Origin of the sequence: Polaribacter glomeratus, from assembly GCF_002954665.1 — a bacterium.
GTDB classification, from domain to species: Bacteria; Bacteroidota; Bacteroidia; order Flavobacteriales; family Flavobacteriaceae; genus Polaribacter; species Polaribacter glomeratus.
Genome location: NZ_MSCM01000001.1, coordinates 1,230,846 through 1,252,762, shown reverse-complemented (window position 1 = coordinate 1,252,762; position 21,917 = coordinate 1,230,846). Strand labels below are relative to the sequence as shown.

The window sequence follows — 21,917 nt, the reverse complement described above, 5'->3', positions numbered from 1 at the left end:
AATTCTCCCGATTATAATGAATTAGAAGACCCCAGTGATTACAATGATGGAAACGATTATAATAATTCAAAAATTAATTTTTTAGACATTTGTTCAATAATTATTCTTTTAATTAGCATCGTTTTTTTAATAGAATCTATTATTTTTTAGACAATTTTTTTAAAAATATACATTAAGACCAAGACCTTAAAAATCTTGGTCTTTTTTGTTGTTATTTTTTTAATAAAAAGTCTAAACATGACAAATGTCATATTTTAATACGCCTATCAGAATTATTTTTGAGGTATCAAATTATCAGGCAAGATATGAGCGTAATATACCTTCTACTAACTATTAGTATTATAGTAGCAATCTTATTTTTTATCGCATTTATATATTCAGTAAAAACTGGACAATTTGACGATTCTTACACACCATCTGTGCGCATGCTGTTTGATGACGAATTAGTAAAAGATAAAAAAGAAAAATCAACTAAAATTAAAAATTAAATTATGGAAATGCAACAATTTTATTACGATAATAAAATCGTAAAGAAATTTATCTATGCCACGTTATTGTGGGGTATAGTAGGGTTTACAGTAGGTCTTATGCTTGCTTTTATGTTTTTGTTTCCATATTATACAGAAGGAATTCCTTGGTTAAGTTTTGGTCGATTAAGACCTTTACATACCAATGCTGTAATTTTTGCATTTGTAGGAAATGCAATTTTTGCAGGTGTTTATTATTCCCTTCAAAGATTACTAAAGGCTAGAATGGCGAGTAATTTTTTAAGTAATTTTAATTTTTGGGGATGGCAAATTATTATTGTTGCAGCAGCAATAACTTTACCTTTAGGATATTCATCATCTAAAGAATATGCAGAATTAGAATGGCCAATAGATATTGCGATAGCGCTTGTATGGGTTGCATTTGGTGTAAATATGATTTGGACTATCTTACAAAGAAGACAACGTCATTTATATGTGGCAATTTGGTTTTACTTAGCAACATTTGTAACTGTAGCTGTACTTCACATTTTTAATAGTTTAGCATTACCAGTTAGTTTCTTTAAAAGTTACTCTGTTTACGCTGGTGTGCAAGATGCGCTAGTACAATGGTGGTATGGCCATAATGCAGTTGCATTTTTCTTAACAACTCCGTTTTTAGGTTTAATGTATTATTTTGTACCTAAAGCGGCAAACAGGCCAGTTTATTCCTATAGATTATCAATTGTACACTTCTGGTCTTTAATCTTTATTTATATATGGGCAGGACCACACCACTTATTATACACTTCATTACCAGAGTGGGCTCAAAATTTAGGGGTTGCATTTTCTATCATGTTGTTAGCGCCTTCTTGGGGAGGAATGATCAACGGACTTTTAACTTTGAGAGGTGCTTGGGATAAGGTGAGAACAGATCCTGTTTTAAAATTTATGGTAGTTGCAATTACGGGTTATGGTATGGCAACTTTTGAAGGTCCCATGTTATCGCTTAAAAACGTAAATGCAATTGCACACTATAGTGATTGGATTATTGCGCATGTACATGTTGGTGCATTAGCTTGGAATGGTTTTTTTACCTTTGGGATGCTATATTGGTTAATACCAAGAATGTTTAAAACAAAATTATACTCTATTGCCTTAGCAAACTTTCACTTTTGGATAGGAACTTTAGGAATTATTTTATACACCTTACCAATGTATGTTGCTGGTTTTGTGCAAGCTTCTATGTGGAAACAGTTTAATCCTGATGGATCTTTAACGTATGGAAACTTCCTAGAAACCGTAAACGAAATAATCCCAATGTATTGGATGCGCGCAATTGGAGGAACCATGTTTATTATTGGAGCAATTGTAATGTTATACAATGTTGTAAAAACGGTAAAAGCAGGAAGCGGAGTAGAAGATGAATTAGCAGAGGTTGCAGCCTTAACTAAAGTTTCTAAATACAGAACAAAAGGCGAAGGCTGGCACACTTGGTTAGAAAGAAAACCTATTAAACTAACCATTTTTGCAACCATAGCAATTTTAATTGGAGGTGCTATTCAAATTATTCCAACTTTATTAATAAAATCTAACATTCCAACTATCAGCACAGTAAAACCTTATACACCTTTAGAATTAGAAGGTAGAGATTTATACATAAGAGAGGGTTGTGTAGGTTGTCACTCACAAATGATTCGTCCGTTTAGAAGCGAAGTTGAGCGTTATGGAGAGTACTCTAAAGCAGGAGAATTTGTTTATGACCATCCATTTTTATGGGGATCTAAACGTACAGGACCAGATTTACATAGAATTGGAGCTAAATATTCTGATAGCTGGCATTTAAACCACATGTACGATCCTCAAAGTACTTCCCCAGGTTCAATTATGCCATCTTATAAATGGTTGATAAACGACAAACTTGATAAGTCTGATACTCAAGATAAAATGAAAGCTATGGTTACTTTGGGCGTGCCGTATTCTAATGAAGAAATTGCAAATGCGCAAGCTTTAATGGATGCTCAAGGACAACAAATTGAAGATAACTTATATCAAGACCCAGACTTTGCAAAAAATTATGAAGCTGATAAAAAGTATGCGAAAGAAAATGGACAAGACTTTATAGAAATGAAAGACAGAGAAATTGTTGCAATCATTGCTTACATCCAAAGACTTGGAACTGATATTAAAGTAAAAGACGAACAAAAAATCACTAAAAACTAGAAACGATGTTGAAATTTATAAAAGGACACATGGAGAGTATTATTGGTATAGAAATTTATCCTTTAATTTCTTTAATTATATTTTTTACTTTTTTTGTAGCCTTATTTTGGTGGGTTTTTACAGCAAAAAAAGAGTATATAAATACCGTAAGTAATTTACCATTAGATCATTAAAAATAAATTAAAATGAAAAAATATTTTCAATCAACAGTATATATCCTTTTTGTTCTTGTTACATTTTTTGCATTGGCAAAATCATTTATGGTTTATAAAAATCCGCTTAATTTTTATGAAAACCCATTAGTCTGGTTAGCGTTAATAGGTTTTGTTTTAGTAGTGGTAGCCAAAGAAATGGTAAATGTTTTAGCTACTACAAAAGCGAAAGAATTACAAAATGAAAAAGACGGTGTTGTACCAGAACCACCAAAAGACTGGATTAAGCTATTATTAAAATCTTGGACAGACTCTAAAGATATAGAAAATGAGCAAGAAATAATTTTAGATCATAACTATGACGGAATTAAAGAATTAGACAATTCTCTTCCTCCTTGGTGGAAGTATATGTTTTATGCTTCTATTGTATTTGCTATAGTCTATTTAATACGTTTTGAAGTTTTAGACGGCGATAGCCAAATTGTAGAATACGATAAAGCGGTTGCAGAAGCAAAAGCAGCATTAAATACCTATAAAGCAACAGCAACAGATTTAATAACTGCCGATAATATTATACTTTTAACAGATGCTACTGATTTAAATAGAGGTAGAGCTGTGTTTAATTTAAACTGTGCATCTTGTCACTTATCCGACGGAGGAGGTTCTATTGGTCCTAATTTAACTGATGAATATTGGATTTTAGGTGGTGGAATAAAAAACGTGTTTAACACCCTTTTAAATGGTGGTAGAGATGGTAAAGGAATGATATCTTGGAAAAATACTTTAAAGCCTGCAGATATGGCAAAAGTTGCTAGTTATGTAATTTCGCTTCAAGGAACAACACCAGCAGTAGGCAAAGATCCGCAAGGCGAAAAGTGGGAAACAACGGCGGTAGAGACTACAGAAACTAAAGAAGTAATAGAATAGCTTAATGTATGGAAAACCAAGAAAAAGAGCAATTTAGAGATAGTATTGGTACGATTGATAAATCGGGTAATCGTTCTTGGATTTTCCCTAAAAAACCGAGTGGAATATTTTATAAGTATAGAACCTACGTTAGTTACTTTTTACTTGCTTTCTTATTATCTGCTCCATTTATAAAAATTAACGGAAATCAGTTATTGTTATTTAATATTTTAGAGCGTAAGTTTAATATTTTCGGATTTCCATTTTGGCCACAAGATTTTTATTTATTGGTAATTTCAATGATAATTGGGGTCGTTTTTATTATCCTTTTTACAGTAATTTTTGGTCGTATTTTCTGCGGATGGATTTGTCCGCAAACTATATTTCTAGAAATGGTTTTTAGAAAAATAGAATATTTAATTGATGGTGATAGAGGAAAACAAATACGATTAAGCAAACAACCATGGAATGCAGAGAAGATTCGTAAACGAGTTTTAAAATGGATTATTTTCTTTATCATATCGTTTATAATTGCAAATGTGTTTTTGGCCTATTTAATTGGTGGCGATACGCTTATAAGTTATATAACTGGTAACCCTTTTGACAATGTTAGAACACTTATTTCACTTACTATTTTTACCTGTGTTTTCTATTTTGTGTTTGCTTGGTTTAGAGAGCAAGTTTGCATTATAGCCTGTCCTTATGGAAGATTACAAGGAGTTTTATTAGACAATAAAACAATAAATGTAGCTTACGATTATGTTCGTGGAGAACGAGAAACAGGCAGAGCTAAATTTAAAAAAGATGAAGATAGAGCTTCTGTTGGTAAGGGTGATTGTATAGATTGTAAACAGTGCGTTGTTGTTTGCCCAACAGGAATAGATATTAGAAATGGTACGCAATTAGAGTGTGTAAATTGCACCGCTTGTATTGATGAATGTGATCATATAATGGAAAGTGTTGGCTATCCAAAAGGATTAATTAGATACGCTAGTGAAGAGAATATTGTAAAAAAGAAACCATTTGAATTTTCACCAAGAATTAAAGGATATTCTGCTGTTTTATTAATTTTGATAGGCGTTTTAGTAGGCATGTTATTTTTAAGAAATGAAGTAGAAGCAAATATTTTAAGATTACCAGGACAATTGTATCAGCACAAAGCAAATAATATTATTAGTAATGTGTATACATACAAAGTAATTAATAAAACAACCGAAGATATTACAGATGTTAGTTATAAAATTTTGTCTCACAAAGGAACCATTAAATTAGTTTCAAATCATAATTTTATAGTTCCAAAACAAGGTTTAGCAGAAGGTACTTTATTTATAGAAATGAATGCATCAGCAATGAAAAAAGATAAGATTGATTTAGAAATTGGTGTTTTTAGTGGCGATAAATTAATAGAAACTACGATTACTAATTTTCTAGGACCAAGAAGTTATAGGTAGTTATCAGTTTGCAGTTACTACTTTTATAAAAGAAGCATACGGGTTTTTATAACTAGGTATTTAATATAAAAAGTTTAATTAAAAATAATTATGAAAATAAATTGGGGCGCGGGTATTACAATTGCTATTATCGGGTTTATGAGCTTTATAATGTATTTTGTAATTAAAATGAGTACAGATAAAAAATATAGCTACGATTTGGTTACTGAAAAATATTATCAGCAAGAATTAAAATTTCAAAATCAAATAAATGCAGAAAAAAATGCATCAGAATTAAGTGAAAATATAAATATAGAGCAATCAATTCAAGGATTGATTGTTAATTTTCCAGAGGGTTTAGAGTATTCTAAAATTGAAGGGAAAGTGTTCCTTTACAGACCATCTAATAAGCAGTTAGATTTTGAGATCCCTATTTCAATTTCTACAAAATATTTGCTCGTGCCTGAGAAAAGTTTATTAGGTGGTCGTTGGAACATAATGGTTATTTGGTCTTATAAAAATAAAGAGTATTTATTTAAAAAAGAATTAAATTTATAATGTTTTTATCTGCAATATTATTTGGTTTATTGGGTAGTTTTCACTGCATAGGTATGTGCGGACCAATAGCTTTTATGTTGCCTGTAGATAGACACAAACCCGTAAAAAAATTCTTTCAAATACTTAGTTATCATTTTGGTAGATTATTTACTTACAGCTTAATAGGATTATTATTTGGTTTTTTAGGCAAAGGTTTTTATTTCTTCGGATTTCAGCAACAGTTATCTATACTTGTTGGAATTACCATGGTTTTAGTAATTTTATTTCCAAAAATATTTCAAAAATTAAGCTTTGCTAAAAGCATTAGTAAAATCATTTTTAAAGTAAAAAATAACTTAGGTAAAGAACTAAAAAAGAAAGGAAATGATACTTTTTTTACTATCGGATTTTTAAATGGTTTTTTACCTTGCGGATTGGTTTATATGGCCATTTTTGGTGCTTTAGCTACTTCTAATGCATTTGCAGGAAGTTTGTATATGTTTCTGTTTGGTTTGGGCACAATCCCTTTAATGACTGCAGTTGTTTATGCAGGAAGTTTTGCAAAAGGAAATGCTAGAAAAAATATTCAAAAAGCAATTCCTGTTTTGGTTATTTGTATCGGTTTACTTTTTATTTTAAGAGGCTTAGGCTTGGGGATTCCTTTTGTATCGCCTTTGGAACCCGTTTTAAATGCTACCGAAATTACGGTAAATGGTTGTCATTAACAATGCTGTTTTTTATTTCACCCTTATTTAAAAGAAGTTCAACTAAACATCAGACGTGTTCAGCAATTTAGAGTAAAAAATTATTTCTTTTTAATTTACATTTGATTCAATTTTATAATCAGTTTTAAATGTTACAGAAAAAATTAAAAATTTTATTAATTGAAAACAATAAAATAGAAATAATTAAATTTAAAAGAGCAATCTCATCAGATTTTAGTGACTTCACAATTTTTGTAGCAAACAACGGCAGTGAAGCAGTTTCTTTATTAGAAAATAGTTTCCCTGATATTATTTTGTTAGATTTGAATATGCCAGAAACAAATGGAATCGAATTTTTAAAAATGGTTAAAAATAATTCCAATTTAAACCACATTCCCATAGTTGTTTTAACAACTTCTAGTAATATTAAAGATATCCAAGAATGTTATAAATTAGGCGTTGCGAGCTACGTTTTAAAGTCTTTAAAATATGAAGATTATAAGCTAGAAGTAAATGCAATTATAAAATATTGGAGTTTAAATGAATTTATAGAAAAATAATGAAAGGAATCGTTTTTACAGAGTTTTTAGATTTAGTTGAAAAAAAATTTGGAATTGAAATGGTCGATAGTATTATCGAGAATTCTAAATTGGCATCGGGCGGAGTTTACACCTCTATTGGTACCTATAGTTTTTCTGAAATGCTGCAGCTTTTGCAACACTTAAGTAGTAAATCGGGTATCTCTATAGACAACCTTTTGTTAATTTATGGTGAGCATTTTTTTAGTGTTGTAGAAAAAAGTTACCCAGGGCTTTTAGCTACTTATAAAGATCCTATAGAGATGTTGTCTTCTATTGAAAATCATATTCATGTAGAAGTTAGAAAAATATATCCAGATGCAGAATTGCCAACTTTTATTGTTGAGGAGAAAAAAATAAATTCATTAATTATGGTGTATAAATCTAGCAGATCAATGCATCATTTTGGTCTAGGTTTAATGAATAAAACCTTTGAGCATTTTAAAAGTTCTGCAGAAATAGTTTTAGAAAAAATTAAAGAAGACGGCACAGAAGTAAGATTTATTATAAACAAAAATTAATGAATCAAGATAAAGTTGACATTTTAGAGAGAGCTTTAGAACGACAAAAAAAAGCTAGAAAACAGGCTGAAGAAATTTTAGAACAAAAATCTTTAGCATTATTTTATGCGTCTCAAGAATTAAATAAAGCAAACATAAAGTTAGCTTCACTTTTAGATGAAAAAACATCTCAATTAAAAGGTGTTTTTGAAAACATCAATGATTCTTATGTAGTAATAGATATTGATGGTAATGTTATGAAGATGAATGACGTTGCAGAAAACTTTTTTGGATACGATCTTAATTTAGAAAAAGTAAACGTCGTTAACCTTATTTATAACGAAGACTATTCGTATGCAATGAAATCCTTTTCAGAGCTTATGGAATCAGGAAAATTCACAGACTATACTGCAAGAATCATTACTAAAAATAAAGAGATTAAATGGGTGCACATTAATGCAAGTCTTATTTATGACTCATTAAAAAAACCAATAGCGGCGCAAGGTATTATTAGAGATATTACGGTTGAAAGAGAGAAAAGGTTAATTTTTGATATGATTAACAATATCATGAAATCAATTTTAGGTAAAGAAAATATTTATGATATTGCTTGGGAAATATCTAGCAGTATTGCTAATTATCTAAGTACAGACGACTGCGTTATTTATTTGGTTGATAACAAAGCAAAAACACTAGAGCAAATTGCAGCATACAATAAAAAGGCAATTCAAGGTAAGCAAGTTTTAAATAAAGTTGTAATACCTTTTGGAAAAGGGATCGTTGGTAATGTTGCAAAAAAAGGAACATCAGAAATAGTTATAAATACAAGCGAGGACGTACGATATATTTTAGATGATGAAAGAAGATTATCAGAAATAACTGTACCAATAATGAATGAAGGTAAAGTAATTGCTGTTATCGACGCAGAGCATAAAAACAAAAATTATTTTATACAAGAGCATATAAATACTATAGAAAACATTGCAAGTTTAGTATCTCTTCAATTAAAAAGTGCTATAAATATTAGAGAGAGAAATAAAACAGAATCTATAAATAAAGAGCTTTTAAGAAAATTAGAAAAAAGTAACGAGGAGTTACATGAGTATGCACACATTGTTTCTCATGATTTAAAATCGCCACTTAGAAGTTTAGCAGCTTTAACATCTTGGGTTAAAACAGATAATATTGATGCTTTTGATGCTGCAAGTCTTCAAAATTTTGAAGATATTGATATTACTTTAGAAACCATGGAAAATTTAATTTCAGATATTTTAAAATATTCGAGTTTAGATGCAGTTGTTTCAGAAGATGAGGTTGTAGAATTAGATTTGTTGATAAAGAATTTAATTCATGTTTTGTATGTACCTGATACAATTTCTATCAATATTTTAAATAAATTACCTACTGTTAAAGGAGATAAAACTAAGTTTCAACAATTATTTCAAAATTTAATTGGCAATGCTATTAAGTTTAATAATAAAGAAAATGGATTTATAGATATTGATGTAGAAAGCTATAATTCATTTTATAAGTTCTCAATTAAAGACAATGGTATTGGCATTCAAAAAAGACATTTTGATAGTATTTTTAAAATATTCCAATCATTAAAAAAAGAAAAAAATTCATCTGGAATAGGGTTGTCTATCGTAAAAAAGATTGTAGATATTTATAAAGGTGAAGTTTGGCTTGAATCAGAAATAAATAAAGGAACTACTTTTTATTTTACCATAAAAAAATAAAGCATTATAATTCATTTAAAAACAAACAACTTACCTAAGTTATTCTTCATTAAATTACTACTTTGCACTTTATAAAAAGAATTAATATCTTAATACAATTAATTTATGAAATGCATTATTGTAGATGACGAGAAAATGGCAAGAGTTATTATTAAAACACTAGCCAAAGAAAACGAAGATTTAACTATTGTTGAAGAATTTTCTAGCGCAATTGAAGCAATGAAATTTTTGAATGAAAATAAAGTCGACTTAATTTTTTTAGATATTCATATGCCAGGTTTTAATGGTTTAGATTTTATAAAATCGTTAAAAAATCCTCCTAAAATAATATTAACAACATCAGATGCTAAATTTGCTATCGAAGCTTTTGAATATGACTTTATTATTGATTATTTATTAAAACCAGTAGAATTATCTCGTTTTAAGAAAGCAGTCGCTAAGGCGCAAAATAAGAACATTCAAGTAGCATCTTCTACTACAAAAGCAAAAGATACGTCTAATGATTTTTATGTAAACATAGATAGACGTTTAATTAAAATAGATTTACCAAGTATTTATTTAGTTGAAGCAAAAGGAGATTACATTCATATAAAAACTGAGGATAAAAATTACATAGTGCATTCAACTTTAAAAAAGATTGAAGAAAAACTACCCGAAGAATTATTTTTAAAAATACACCGTTCTTTTATTATCAATATAAAAAAAATAATAGATATAGAAGACAATAGTGTGCTTATTAAAAAAGACGTAATACCAGTTAGTAGGTCTAAAAGACCAGAATTGATGAAACGGTTAGATTTACTTTAAGTTTTGGTCTAATGTAATTGGCATTTCTATCGACAGTTAAATTCTATAGAGCGAAAACAAATAAAATAAACTTAATTGGGGTCTATTTTTGTACTAGAGATTTAATAGTATAAAAATAATACTTTTAATTTTTTATTATGACGGCGGTAACTTCTACAGGTCGATCAAAATAAATATATTGTAGCACAAACTTTTAACAAAACATCGTTAAATTTAGAGTAAAAAAAAGAAAATTATGATTTAGGTATTTTGATTGTAATTGCATAAAAAAAATTATTTAAATAATGCTTTACCTATTTTAAGATTATAATTTATAAAATAAGATTCATTAAAATTAGCTCAAGTACTCTGAGATTATATAAAAAGAAGTACAATTAATACAATAAGTTTGCACTCCCTAAAATAACTAATAATAAACACAAAATATTAATTAATGAATTCAGGAGTAATTATTGTTTTCTCAAACGACGAGAGTGAAATTATTGATTTTGATCAAAAATATTTATCAAATATTAGTACAAATAAAATTTGTTTTGTTAATAATGCAAGCACAGATAATACTTTAAATTTATTAAAAGATATTCAATTTAAATCTAAAAAAAATATTTCTATAGTAGATATAAAACATGATAAGGGTTTAAAGTCAGCTATAAAATCGGGTGCTAGATTATTGTCTAGTGAATCAGAATTTGATTTTATTGTGTATTTAAAATCAAATATGCTAGAGTCATTATCATCATTAACAGTCTTTCTTAAAAACTTTAAAGAAAATAAACAGGATTATAAAGCTTTACCAACAAGATCTAACAGAAATGTGTTATTTGATGTTTTTTCTATTTGTGAATTACTAAATAAAGAGTGTCTAAATTAGAAAACTAGCCTACTTTTATAAAGACCAAATCAATTTCCTAAACACCTCACAAAATAATATTTATATTACTTTAGATAATATAGTTTTTATTAATTTTAATTTAAAACAAAAAAACCGAACATTTAGTTCGGTTTTTTTGTTTCAAGATTTCAACTTGCATTTAAGACATTAACCTTATTAAATCTAAAATCTAAAGTCAAAACCGGCATAAACTCCAAAAGGATGTCCTGGTCTTAAACCTGCTGGTACTCTAGAAACTGCATAGGTAGTATCTAATAAATTAATAATATTTGCAGTGAGTATTAAGTTTTTATTTAAAAAATATTTACCTGACACATCTATTATAAAATTGGAATCTACTCTTTCATTATTTGGGATAGTTCCAGTACCTGCTAAAGTTCTAAATGCTCCATTAAGTCTAGCGTTTAAATTAATTTCGAACAATTTATGTTCTAAAGATAAAGCTGCATTTAATTGGTGTTTAGGTATGTAAGGTAATTCGTCACCAATAGTAACAACGCCCCATAAACCATCAGAACTGCCAAAACTATTTTGAAATTTAGTATTTGTAAATGTATATCCAAAAGAAACAGGCCAAGAAAATTTAGCATTTTCAGTAGTAAAATTATAGTTTAAAAGTAACTCAATTCCGTTTACGTTTACCTCACCAGCATTAAATTGATCTAAAGAACCTGTTCCGCCAGTGGCAGCTAAATCGCTACCTAAAAGATTAGAATAATCGTTAAAGAAACCAACAAATTCAGCTTTCAGTTTCCCTAAATTAAAACGTGTGCCTAATTCGTAATTAATACTTTCTTCTGGTTCTTGTCCTTCTTGATTTCCCGGAGGTGAAAAACCTTTATGCACGCCACCAAATAACGAAAAATCATTATTAAATTTATAATTTGCACCAATGCCTGGTATAAAAACACCTACAGTATTTTCTCTAGAAGCAAGGTTTACACCAGTTCTTGTTACATCACTTTTACCAAAATCATCTCTTTTTAATGTGATGTTTTCATAGCGAGCACCAGGAGTAATTACCCAATTATTATATTTTAATTTGTAGGTTATATAAGTAGCAAAAGCTTTTGCACTGGTAATTCTATTTGCATCTGTTCCAGGCAACCCAGCAGTTGTTAACGACATTTTACCCGTATTGCTAATACTGTAATTATCAACCCATTGAAAACGATCTTCTTCGTCATAATGATAACGAGCACCAATTTCTAAATCATGAAAAGTATCGCCTTTAAACCAATGGTATTCTAATTTTGTTTGTAAACCTTGTGCATAGTACTTTCTATTATTTGCTTTAACTCCGATGGCATTAAGATCAGAATTAACACTTCCGTTAACAATATTAAAATGATTAGATAAATTTGTTGGATTTTCTAAAATAGTTGCAATAGATTGTTTGTCTCCGCTAAAAGTAACATCATTTAATTTATACCAATTTCTTGCAAAATTATTCTGATAAGCTGTCGTTGTTAGTCTGGTGTTTTTATTAAAATCTACTTTATAAGTTAACATGTATTGCGTATGATCTGTAGTCATTTTATCTTCATTTGAAGATGCATATCTAGAAAACGGATTGTCATTAAAATCATTTTCTGATAAACCTAAATACGTTTCATTACCTACTTCATCTGCATATTGAAATTTAAACTCTACAGATTGTTGCACAATTGCATCCGGGAATAAATTAATAGCAATTTTAGCAACGATATCATTTTTATTAAAACCAGTATTTTTGCCGCTTGGTAGAGTTTTAAATCCGTTAGAACCATAGTTTACGTATTGCACCATATAGCCAATTCTTTTAGTACTACCACCAATTTTTGCTTGTAGTTGATTTGAATTAAAACTACCGTAACTCGCTCTAACTTGACCGCTAAATTCGGATGGAATTTGAGCCGATATCATATTAATAGCTCCACCCGTTGTAAAAGGACCAAATTGAACCTGACTACTACCTTTTAAAATCTCAACAGCTTCCATTCTAGCAATTGTTGGAAAGTAATACGCTGCAGAAGCACTATAAGGGGCAGGAGATATTAAAACTCCGTCTTCCATTAAAGTTATTTTAGAACTTCTTTCTGGTGATGTTCCTCGCAAACTAATATTTGGTCTTAAACCAAATCCATCTTCTTCATAAATTGTAACTCCGGGTACTGCTCTTAATGCTCTATTAATATCAGTAAAACCAAATTTTTCTAATTCTTTTGGTGATAAATAATAGGCAGAACCTGTTCTATTTTTTGCCATATACTTGTTGCCAAAAATAGCATTACTTGAGATAAATACTTCATCTAATTTTTGGATAGAGTCTAAGGATTTATCCTTTTTTTTCTTTTCTTGTGCGCTTAAAGTGATTGTAAATAAGACTATTAAGGCAATAATACTGGTTCTCATTTTATTTAGATTAATTAAAAATAGTATTTAGATTAAAGGCCCAAAGGTACAACCTCGTAACACATATTCAAACTTTATTTAGAATAATTATGTACAAATATTAGATTTTTTCTTAAAACTATTTAAAAGAATGTTTAGGAAATAGAGACTTAGAATAGTCTTAACTTATTAAAAAATACTGAAGTTTTAAGAACTATCGTCGAAGTTTTTAAATTTAGAAATCATTTAAAATCAAAAATAAATAACAGACTGTAAATCATAATAAAAAGTAGGCTGTATAACTATTTTCATTGGTATATAAAATGGTGAAATTTAATGAGTTTATATGTTTTAATTCAGTCGATGTTAACCAAGAAAAGGAAATTTTGATTTGATTGATGCATATAAATTTAAGGTATTTGGCGAACCTATGTAGTTTTATTTTAGAATCCGTTTTAAATGGATTTAAATATCTTTCAAAGCGATTTAAAACTGTAAAACATCCTCTTTTTATTTATATAAATAACAAAATTATGCCACAGATATTCAATATTTATCATATATATATAGATTAATACACTGATTAATAATTAATTGTGTTTATTATTTTTATTTATTCTAAATAAGCTTTGTAAAATTAGTTTTGAGTATTATATTTGCACAAAAAACAAAACACTATTTTTAATTAATCTAAATAAAATGAAAAAAGTATTATTATCCTTATCAATTGTAACGTTATTAATGTCTTGTAATAACACTACTGAAGAAATTAACACAATAGCTCCTGCAACTTATAATTTTGAAAGAAACGGAACTTCTTCTGTAAGTTTTGACGGCCAAACAACAAGAATTAAAATGGGCGATGAGTTTGCGAAATCTTTATCAAAATCATCCACTGAAACATTGGCTTCTCTAAATGGTAAATTTGATCATACTGCTGGAGAAAATAATTTTGAGAATGCAGCTTTAAACATGTCATCAAAAAACATTAGAAGTAAAGTTGCGGCATCCACAGATTTCTTTTCTTCAAACTCTACAGATGCAGCTGCAATAAAAGCAGATTTTGATTTTTGGATTTCGGCTCAAGTAAATGAAGTTTTTCCTAAATGGAATGACGTAGCTTCTGCAGGAAATGCTGGTCAAATTCAAGAAGCTGGTGGTGGTGCAATAAGATATGTAAATGCAAAAGGCTTAGAATACAATCAAGCAATTGTAAAAGGTTTAATAGGTGGTTTAATGGTAGATCAAATACTAAATAATTACTTAAGTACATCCGTTTTAGATGAAGCAACAAATATTGCAGATAATGACGGAAATGTTTTAGAAAGTGGTAAAAACTATACAGCTATGGAACATAAATGGGATGAAGCTTTTGGTTATCTATATGGCAATGAGGTAGATGCTGCAGCTCCTGTTTTAAACATGGATAATTTTTTAAATAAATATTTAGCAAGAGTAGAGGCAGATTTAGATTTTGTAGAAATTTCGAAAGAAATTTACAATGCATTTAAATTAGGAAGAGCTGCAATTGTAGCAAAAGATTACATCACAAGAGATGCGCAAGCAGAAATATTAAGAGAAAAAATTTCTGAGATCGTTGCTATTAGAGCAGTATATTATTTACAACAAGGTAAAAATAATTTACAAACAGATAAAGGTGGTGCTTTTCATGATTTATCCGAAGGTTTTGGATTTATTTACAGTTTACAATTCACAAGAAAACCAAACTCTAACGCTCCTTATTTCACCAAAACAGAAGTAGATGGTTTTATCAATACTTTAATGACAGGAAACGGTTTTTGGGATGTTTCTTCAACTACTTTAGATGAAATGGCAAACACGATTACTGCGAAGTTTAAGTTTACAGTTGCACAAGCAGGTAGCTAATAAAACACTTTAATTAATTTGCAAAAAGTAATTTAAAATAATTGCTTTTTGCTATTTTTGTAACCTTTTTTAAGAATAAATAGAAATAATATGTTTAGAAGATTTTTACTCCTTTTTGTATCCATAGTTATAATTTCGGCTTGTTCTTCATCCGAAGAAACAGCAACAATTGCAACAGATAATTTTGATAGAAGTGCACTATTGGTAAATATTGCAGATAACATAATTATTCCCGCTTATGAGGATTTTAGTAATAAAATGAGCGCTTTAAAAACCGCTGGAGAAATTTTTACAACAACTCCTAATCAAACTAATTTAAACACTTTAAGAGCATCTTGGTTTGTTGCCTATAAAACATGGCAACAAATAGAGGTGTTTAATATTGGTAAAGCAGAAGAAATTCAGTTTTCATTTTACATGAATATTTATCCTTTAACGGTCAAAGATGTAGAAGATAATATTGCAAACGGAAGCTATGATTTAAATAGCGTAAATAACCAAGATGCACAAGGTTTTCCTGCATTAGACTATTTACTGTATGGCGTTGCAGATACAGATGCTACTATTTTAGAAAAATATACTTCAGCAGCGAATAAAGAGAATTATAAAAAATATATTACAGCTGTTTTAAATCAAATGAACACACTTACAGCAAGTGTTACTAAAGATTTTAAAGCACAAAGAAATACATTTGTTAACAATACCTCTAACACGTTAACGGGTTCTGTTAATGAATTGATCAATGATTATATTTTTTATTTTGAAAAACGAGTAAGAGCGGGTAAGTTTGGTATTCCTGCAGGAATTTTTTCATCAAACCCTTTGCCAGAAAAAGTAGAGGGATTTTATAAAAATGATATTTCTAAAGAATTGTCATTACAAGCTTTAACTGCTGTAAAAAATTTATTTGAAGGTAAATATTATGCTACTGCAACTACTGGTGTAAGTTTTAAAGCCTATTTAATAAAATTAAATAGAGCTGACATTGCAACAAGTATTTCTAGTCAATTTGAAGCTGCAGAAGCAGAAATTAATAAATTAAATAATAGTTTTTCAATACAAATTAATTTGGATAATACAGCAATGACAAAGTCTTACGACGAATTACAAAAAGCAGTTGTATTGTTAAAAGTTGATATGTTGCAAACTTTTAATGTAAGTGTCGATTATGTTGATGCTGATGGAGATTAATACAAAGAATATAAATTAAACAAATACCTGGTTTCTATGGAGAAATCAATAAAAACTAGGTTTTTTTATGTTAGTAAATAAAATAAAATATAATTTTAAAGAACAAACAAGTGCTGCTCCTTTAGCAATATTTCGTTTGTTTTTTGGGCTGATGCTATTTGCAAGTATTATCCGTTTTTGGACTAATGGATGGATAGAAAAACTCTACTTAGCGCCAAGTTTTCATTTTTCTTATTTCGGTTTTAGTTGGATACAACCAATTGGGAATTACACGTATTTATTGTTTATTATTTGTGGTTTATCGGCACTTTTTGTGGCAATTGGTTATAAATATAGAATCGCAATTTGTACCTTTTTTCTATCATTTTTATACATAGAATTAATGGACAAAACCACATATTTAAATCACTACTACTTTATAAGTATTGTTAGTTTTTTGATGTTATTTTTACCTGCAAATGCTTATTTTTCTTTGGATGCAGTTATCAGAAAAAAGCAATACCAGCAAATTCCAAGATGGACAATAGATAGCATAAAATTATTGTTAGTAATTATCTATTTTTATGCAGGTTTAGCGAAACTAAATTCAGATTGGTTGTTTAGAGCGATGCCTTTAAAAATTTGGTTGCCCTCAAAATATGATCTTCCTTTTATTGGCGAAAACCTCATGCAACAAAACTGGTTTCATTTTGCCATGAGTTGGTCTGGCATGTTATATGATTTGGCAATTCCGTTTTTATTGCTGAATAAGAGAACCCGTTTTGTGGCTTTTTTATTCGTAATCTTTTTCCATGTATTTACAAGAGTATTGTTCCCGATAGGTATGTTTCCTTATATAATGATCGTTTCTGCGCTTATTTTCTTTGATGCCAGCCTTCATGATAAAATTATAAACTTCATTAAGAAATACATTCTAAAATCTAAAAAAACTGTTTTAATAGTTACTGATTTTCATTTCTCTAAGGTTAAAAGAAACTTAGTTCTAGCAGTATTTGGTGTATTTTTTGCAATTCAAATCTTGTTGCCTTGGCGTTATTTAATGTATCCTGGAGAGTTGTTTTGGACAGAGGAAGGCTATCGTTTTTCGTGGCGCGTAATGTTAATGGAAAAAGCAGGAAGTACTAATTTTAAAATTGTTGATTTGGAATCTGGTAAATACTTTAGCGTTCATAATACCGATTTTTTAACTTCTTTTCAAGAAAAACAAATGAGTTATCAACCTGATTTTATTTTGGAATATGCACATTTTTTAGGAGATCATTTTACAAAACAAGGACATAAAAATGTGGGCGTTTTTGCAGAGAGTTATGTAGCTTTGAACGGCAGATTAAGCACCGAATTTATTGATAAAAAAGTAGATTTATATCAACAAAAAGCATCTTTTAAACATAAAAAATGGGTTCTACCTTTTCAATCAAAAATAAAAATTAAAGGAATATAAATAATGAAATTTAAAAGACTAACATTTTTTTTAATCTTTATTCAATCTAGTATTTATAGTCAATATAAAATAGCTGGCGTAGTAGTTTCAAAAGACAATCAACCTATTCATAAAGTTCAAATTTATAATGAAACGGGCGGTTTGTTAGCACAAACAGATGTTTTAGGTAAGTTTAGTTTTTCGACGGATAAAAAGGAAGTTCCATTAATTTTTTATGCAGAAGAATATCGACTTAAAAACGTATTTATCCAATTAAAAAATTATGAAAACTTAAATGTAATTTTAGAAATTTTTTCTCAAAATTTATCAGAAATACAAATTAAAGCAAGAAAAGAAAGAGTTTTTGAACTCAAGAGATTACAAGATGTAGAAGGTACCTCGATTTTTGCGGGTAAAAAGACAGAAGTTATTTTAGTAAATCAATCTACGGCAAATTTAGCAACTAACAACGCACGTCAAATTTTTAATCAAATTGCGGGTTTAAATATTTATCAAAATGATGATGCAGGTTTGCAATTAAATATTGGCGGTAGAGGTTTAGACCCAAATAGAACGGCTAATTTTAATACGCGTCAAAACGGATATGATATTAGTGCAGATGTTTTAGGATATCCAGAAAGTTATTATACACCAGCTTCAGAAAGTCTCGAAGAAATTCAGGTAATTAGAGGTGCAGCATCACTTCAATATGGAACTCAGTTTGGTGGTTTGGTGAATTTTGTTACTAAAAAACCAACCAAGGAACAAGAAATAGTTTTTAGAAATACTGCGGGTAGTTTTGGTTTGTTTACCAATTTTACAAGTTTAAGCGACACGCAAGGAAACTGGAGTTATTATACCTTTGTAAATTATAAAAAGGGAGAAGGGTTTAGACCAAATTCTAATTTTGAATCTAAAAATGCTTTTCTACATTTAGAATACCAATTGAATGAAAAAAGTAAACTTTCTTTAGAATTAACAGGTTTAGATTATTTAGCGCAGCAAGCTGGCGGATTAACAGATGCAATGTTTAATGAAAACCCATATCAAAGCAATAGAAAGCGAAATTGGTTTCAAGTAAAATGGTTTTTGTACAACTTAAAATGGGAGCATAAATTCTCTGATAAAACTAATTTTTCTTTTAATTTCTTTGGATTGGATGCGTCTAGAGATGCTCTTGGTTTTAGAACGAATAGAGTAAATCAAGCAGATCCTGGTTCTGAAAGAGATTTAATAAAAGGAACTTTCAAAAATTTTGGGTTTGAATCTAGATTGTTAAGCTCGTATACAATATTCGATAAAAAAGCTACTTTTTTAATTGGTTCAAAGTTTTACAAGGCAAATAACACAAATATGCAAGGTCCAGGTTCTAATGGTTCAGCAGCAGATTTTGAAATGAGATTAGATGAATATCCTAATTATCCAAGACAATCGAATAGTAAATTCCCTAATTTAAATCTTTCTTTATTTGGAGAAAATATTTTTTATATCAATGAAAAACTTTCAATCACTCCTGGTTTTAGAGTAGAATATATCAATACTAAAAGAGACGAAATTATAAAAGATATTGTTACCGATGCTGCTGGTAACGTAATTAATGACAACTTGCGAGATGAAGAAGAAAGCAACGAAAGAAATTTTATACTTTTAGGAATTGGTACAAGTTATAAGTTCAACAACTCGTTAGAATTTTATGGAAATATTTCCCAGAATTATCGTTCTGTAACTTTTTCTGATATTAGCACAGCAAACCCGGCTTTCGAAATTTCACAAGATATAACCGATGAAAATGGATTTACTATCGACGCTGGTTTTAGAGGAAACTTTAAAAATTATTTTTCTTATGATGCCAATGTTTTTGGGGTTTTTTACAACGACAGAATAAATATTTATACCAGAGCAGACGGCAAAGCAGAGAGAGATAATATTGGTGATGCAAGAATTTTAGGAATCGAAAGTTTAATCGATTTTAATGTAAAAAAAATCTTAAACATGAATTCAAATTATGTTTTTAATTATTTCATTAATTTGTCTTTTATTACATCAGAATATACAAAATCAGAAAAAAGTGGGGTGGTTGGCAATGAGGTAGAATTTATACCGAATGTAAATATAAAAACAGGCATTCGTTTTGGCTACAAAAACTTTTTATCAAGCCTACAATATTCGTATTTGTCAAGTCAGTTTTCGGATGCTACAAATGCAAAAGGAGGAAGTCTTAGCGGCGTAACGGGAGAAATTCCTTCCTATGGTATTTTAGATTTTTCAACATCCTATAAATATAAATTTGCTAAATTAGAAGCAGGTGTAAATAATGTATTAGACAATTCTTATTTTACTCGAAGAGCAACAGGATATCCTGGTCCAGGAATTATCCCGTCTGCACCGAGAAATTATTATATAGGTTTAGAACTTAAATTCTAGCGTTGAATTCTCTATAAATTCAATAATAAATCGTAAATTCGCTGGCAATTATACCTTAATTGCAACATGATAGCACATAACAACAAAATTTTAGGAGAAGGCTTAACATACGACGATGTCTTACTCGTACCAGCCTTTTCTAAAGTACTTCCAAGAGAAGTAAATATTCAAACAAAATTTACTAGAAATATAACTATAAACGTTCCTATTGTATCTGCAGCGATGGATACGGTTACCGAATCTGCTTTGGCAATTGCCATGGCTAGAGAAGGCGGAATAGGAGTTTTACATAAAAACATGTCTATAGAGCAACAAGCTCAAGAAGTTAGAAAAGTAAAACGTGCAGAAAGCGGAATGATTCTAGACCCAGTAACGTTGCCCTTAACTGCAGTTGTTTCTGATGCTAAACAAAACATGAAAGAACACGGAATTGGTGGAATTCCAATTGTGGATAAAGACGGAATTTTAAAAGGAATCGTTACCAACAGAGATTTGCGTTTTGAACATGACGGTAATAGACCTATTGTTGAGGTAATGACCAGTGAAAACTTGGTAACTGCTGCAGTTGGAACATCTTTATCAGATGCAGAAAAAATTCTTCAGAATTATAAAATAGAAAAACTTTTAATTGTTGATAAAGATTATAAATTAAAAGGATTAATCACTTTTAGAGATATAACTAAAGTAACTCAAAAGCCAATTGCAAACAAAGATTCTTTTGGTAGATTAAGAGTGGCAGCCGCTTTAGGTGTTACTAGTGATGCTGTGGAAAGAACAGAAGCTTTAGTAAATGCTGGTGTAGACGCCGTAGTAATAGATACAGCTCACGGTCATACAGAAGGAGTTGTAAACGTTTTAATGGCAATTAAAGCTAAATTCCCAAATTTAGACGTTGTTGTTGGGAATATTGCTACTCCAGAAGCCGCACAATTTTTAGTTGCCGCAGGTGCGGATGCTATAAAAGTAGGTATTGGCCCTGGCTCTATTTGTACCACTAGAATTGTTGCAGGTGTTGGATTTCCTCAGTTTTCTGCAGTTTTAGAAGTTGCCGAAGCAATTAAAGGTAGTGGAGTTCCTGTAATTGCGGATGGTGGAATTCGTTACACAGGTGATATTCCAAAAGCAATTGCTGCAGGTGCAGATACAGTAATGTTAGGTTCGTTATTGGCAGGTACTAAAGAATCTCCTGGTGAAACTATTATTTACGAAGGTAGAAAATTTAAATCCTATAGAGGAATGGGCTCTATTGAAGCGATGAAGCAAGGCTCAAAAGATCGTTATTTTCAAGATGTAGAAGATGATATTAAAAAACTAGTTCCGGAAGGAATTGTAGGTCGTGTGCCTTATAAAGGTGAATTGTTTGAAAGCATTCATCAATTTATTGGCGGTTTACGAGCAGGAATGGGATATTGCGGAGCAAAAGATATTGAAACGCTAAAAGAAACAGGTAAATTTATTAGAATTACCGCAAGCGGAATTAATGAAAGTCATCCTCATGATGTAGTAATTACAAAAGAGTCACCAAATTATAGTAGGAGGTAAGTCTAGACTTTTTATAAAAATATAAAACCAAGCAAATTTTGCTTGGTTTTTTTATGGTTTTAGGATTTGTAAAAATAAGTTTCGAAGCCTAAGTCTTAAGGCGAATAAATAAACTACAGACAAAGACTTCGTGATTACTATTATCGAT

The 21,917-nt window shown here is 29.6% G+C and carries 18 protein-coding genes; 17 read left to right on the top strand and 1 reads right to left on the bottom strand.

Annotated elements, in window-relative coordinates; translation table 11 throughout:
* Positions 1-305 precede the first annotated feature (305 nt).
* The 12 genes from ccoS (at position 306) to BTO16_RS05275 (ending at position 10,911) form a co-directional block, all read left to right on the top strand.
* The gene (ccoS, locus tag BTO16_RS05330) at positions 306-488 is read left to right on the top strand and encodes a cbb3-type cytochrome oxidase assembly protein CcoS (protein WP_105020598.1); all 183 of its coding nucleotides are present in this window, start codon (positions 306-308) and stop codon (positions 486-488) included.
* A 3-nt stretch (positions 489-491) separates the two neighbouring features.
* Positions 492-2,687, top strand: a complete 2,196-nt coding sequence (gene ccoN / locus BTO16_RS05325) for a cytochrome-c oxidase, cbb3-type subunit I (protein WP_105020597.1) — start codon at positions 492-494, stop codon at positions 2,685-2,687.
* Positions 2,688-2,692: 5 nt separating this feature from the next.
* Positions 2,693-2,860: a CcoQ/FixQ family Cbb3-type cytochrome c oxidase assembly chaperone gene (locus BTO16_RS05320; RefSeq protein WP_105020596.1), complete on the top strand. Its 168-nt coding sequence runs from the start codon at positions 2,693-2,695 to the stop codon at positions 2,858-2,860.
* Positions 2,861-2,872: 12 nt separating this feature from the next.
* Positions 2,873-3,766, top strand: a complete 894-nt coding sequence (locus BTO16_RS05315) for a cbb3-type cytochrome c oxidase N-terminal domain-containing protein (RefSeq protein WP_105020595.1) — start codon at positions 2,873-2,875, stop codon at positions 3,764-3,766.
* Between the two features lie 8 nt (positions 3,767-3,774).
* Entirely contained in the window at positions 3,775-5,196 is a 1,422-nt protein-coding gene (ccoG, locus tag BTO16_RS05310; protein ID WP_105020594.1) for a cytochrome c oxidase accessory protein CcoG, read from the top strand.
* A gap of 90 nt (positions 5,197-5,286) precedes the next feature.
* Complete coding sequence (locus BTO16_RS05305; protein WP_105020593.1) at positions 5,287-5,733, top strand: FixH family protein; 447 nt, start codon at positions 5,287-5,289, stop codon at positions 5,731-5,733.
* On the top strand, positions 5,733-6,437 hold the full coding sequence (locus tag BTO16_RS05300; protein ID WP_105020592.1) for a sulfite exporter TauE/SafE family protein: 705 nt from the start codon (positions 5,733-5,735) through the stop codon (positions 6,435-6,437). Before BTO16_RS05305 ends, BTO16_RS05300 begins: the two co-directional genes overlap by 1 nt.
* Positions 6,438-6,565: 128 nt before the next feature.
* Positions 6,566-6,976 carry a response regulator gene (locus tag BTO16_RS05295; protein WP_105020591.1) on the top strand — a complete coding sequence of 137 codons (411 nt, stop codon included), beginning with the start codon at positions 6,566-6,568 and terminating at the stop codon, positions 6,974-6,976.
* The gene (locus BTO16_RS05290) at positions 6,976-7,515 is read left to right on the top strand and encodes a heme NO-binding domain-containing protein (RefSeq protein ID WP_105020590.1); all 540 of its coding nucleotides are present in this window, start codon (positions 6,976-6,978) and stop codon (positions 7,513-7,515) included. The genes BTO16_RS05295 and BTO16_RS05290 overlap by 1 nt, the downstream gene beginning before the upstream one ends.
* Positions 7,515-9,233, top strand: coding sequence for a GAF domain-containing sensor histidine kinase (locus BTO16_RS05285; RefSeq protein WP_105020589.1), 1,719 nt, complete (start codon positions 7,515-7,517; stop codon positions 9,231-9,233). Before BTO16_RS05290 ends, BTO16_RS05285 begins: the two co-directional genes overlap by 1 nt.
* A 105-nt stretch (positions 9,234-9,338) precedes the next feature.
* Complete coding sequence (locus BTO16_RS05280) at positions 9,339-10,040, top strand: LytR/AlgR family response regulator transcription factor (RefSeq protein ID WP_105020588.1); 702 nt, start codon at positions 9,339-9,341, stop codon at positions 10,038-10,040.
* 433 nt (positions 10,041-10,473) lie between these two features.
* A complete protein-coding gene (locus BTO16_RS05275) occupies positions 10,474-10,911 on the top strand; it encodes a glycosyltransferase (RefSeq protein WP_105020587.1) in 438 nt (145 codons plus the stop codon).
* Between the two features lie 183 nt (positions 10,912-11,094).
* On the opposite strand, the gene BTO16_RS05270 is transcribed toward BTO16_RS05275, so the two are convergent.
* Complete coding sequence (locus BTO16_RS05270; protein WP_105020586.1) at positions 11,095-13,326, bottom strand: TonB-dependent receptor family protein; 2,232 nt, start codon at positions 13,324-13,326, stop codon at positions 11,095-11,097.
* A gap of 678 nt (positions 13,327-14,004) precedes the next feature.
* Here BTO16_RS05270 and BTO16_RS05265 point away from each other — a divergent pair.
* From BTO16_RS05265 to guaB, 5 genes are all read left to right on the top strand, one after another.
* Positions 14,005-15,192 carry a DUF4856 domain-containing protein gene (locus BTO16_RS05265; RefSeq protein WP_105020585.1) on the top strand — a complete coding sequence of 396 codons (1,188 nt, stop codon included), beginning with the start codon at positions 14,005-14,007 and terminating at the stop codon, positions 15,190-15,192.
* Positions 15,193-15,282: 90 nt separating this feature from the next.
* On the top strand, positions 15,283-16,383 hold the full coding sequence (locus BTO16_RS05260) for an imelysin family protein (protein ID WP_105020584.1): 1,101 nt from the start codon (positions 15,283-15,285) through the stop codon (positions 16,381-16,383).
* 67 nt (positions 16,384-16,450) lie between these two features.
* A complete protein-coding gene (locus BTO16_RS05255; protein WP_105020583.1) occupies positions 16,451-17,824 on the top strand; it encodes an HTTM domain-containing protein in 1,374 nt (457 codons plus the stop codon).
* A gap of 3 nt (positions 17,825-17,827) precedes the next feature.
* Complete coding sequence (locus tag BTO16_RS05250) at positions 17,828-20,227, top strand: TonB-dependent receptor family protein (RefSeq protein ID WP_105020582.1); 2,400 nt, start codon at positions 17,828-17,830, stop codon at positions 20,225-20,227.
* Positions 20,228-20,293: 66 nt separating this feature from the next.
* The gene (gene guaB, locus BTO16_RS05245) at positions 20,294-21,769 is read left to right on the top strand and encodes an IMP dehydrogenase (protein ID WP_105020581.1); all 1,476 of its coding nucleotides are present in this window, start codon (positions 20,294-20,296) and stop codon (positions 21,767-21,769) included.
* The last annotated feature ends 148 nt before the right edge of the window (positions 21,770-21,917 follow it).

What these genes read in the sequence shown, in the direction of transcription:
- ccoS (WP_105020598.1), top strand. Translation starts at nt 306, where the DNA reads ATGAGCGTAATATACCTTCTACTAACTATTAGTATTATAGTAGCAATC.
- ccoN (WP_105020597.1), top strand. Translation starts at nt 492, where the DNA reads ATGGAAATGCAACAATTTTATTACGATAATAAAATCGTAAAGAAATTT.
- BTO16_RS05320 (WP_105020596.1), top strand. Translation starts at nt 2,693, where the DNA reads ATGTTGAAATTTATAAAAGGACACATGGAGAGTATTATTGGTATAGAA.
- BTO16_RS05315 (WP_105020595.1), top strand. Translation starts at nt 2,873, where the DNA reads ATGAAAAAATATTTTCAATCAACAGTATATATCCTTTTTGTTCTTGTT.
- ccoG (WP_105020594.1), top strand. Translation starts at nt 3,775, where the DNA reads ATGGAAAACCAAGAAAAAGAGCAATTTAGAGATAGTATTGGTACGATT.
- BTO16_RS05305 (WP_105020593.1), top strand. Translation starts at nt 5,287, where the DNA reads ATGAAAATAAATTGGGGCGCGGGTATTACAATTGCTATTATCGGGTTT.
- BTO16_RS05300 (WP_105020592.1), top strand. Translation starts at nt 5,733, where the DNA reads ATGTTTTTATCTGCAATATTATTTGGTTTATTGGGTAGTTTTCACTGC.
- BTO16_RS05295 (WP_105020591.1), top strand. Translation starts at nt 6,566, where the DNA reads ATGTTACAGAAAAAATTAAAAATTTTATTAATTGAAAACAATAAAATA.
- BTO16_RS05290 (WP_105020590.1), top strand. Translation starts at nt 6,976, where the DNA reads ATGAAAGGAATCGTTTTTACAGAGTTTTTAGATTTAGTTGAAAAAAAA.
- BTO16_RS05285 (WP_105020589.1), top strand. Translation starts at nt 7,515, where the DNA reads ATGAATCAAGATAAAGTTGACATTTTAGAGAGAGCTTTAGAACGACAA.
- BTO16_RS05280 (WP_105020588.1), top strand. Translation starts at nt 9,339, where the DNA reads ATGAAATGCATTATTGTAGATGACGAGAAAATGGCAAGAGTTATTATT.
- BTO16_RS05275 (WP_105020587.1), top strand. Translation starts at nt 10,474, where the DNA reads ATGAATTCAGGAGTAATTATTGTTTTCTCAAACGACGAGAGTGAAATT.
- BTO16_RS05270 (WP_105020586.1), bottom strand. Translation starts at nt 13,326, where the DNA reads ATGAGAACCAGTATTATTGCCTTAATAGTCTTATTTACAATCACTTTA.
- BTO16_RS05265 (WP_105020585.1), top strand. Translation starts at nt 14,005, where the DNA reads ATGAAAAAAGTATTATTATCCTTATCAATTGTAACGTTATTAATGTCT.
- BTO16_RS05260 (WP_105020584.1), top strand. Translation starts at nt 15,283, where the DNA reads ATGTTTAGAAGATTTTTACTCCTTTTTGTATCCATAGTTATAATTTCG.
- BTO16_RS05255 (WP_105020583.1), top strand. Translation starts at nt 16,451, where the DNA reads ATGTTAGTAAATAAAATAAAATATAATTTTAAAGAACAAACAAGTGCT.
- BTO16_RS05250 (WP_105020582.1), top strand. Translation starts at nt 17,828, where the DNA reads ATGAAATTTAAAAGACTAACATTTTTTTTAATCTTTATTCAATCTAGT.
- guaB (WP_105020581.1), top strand. Translation starts at nt 20,294, where the DNA reads ATGATAGCACATAACAACAAAATTTTAGGAGAAGGCTTAACATACGAC.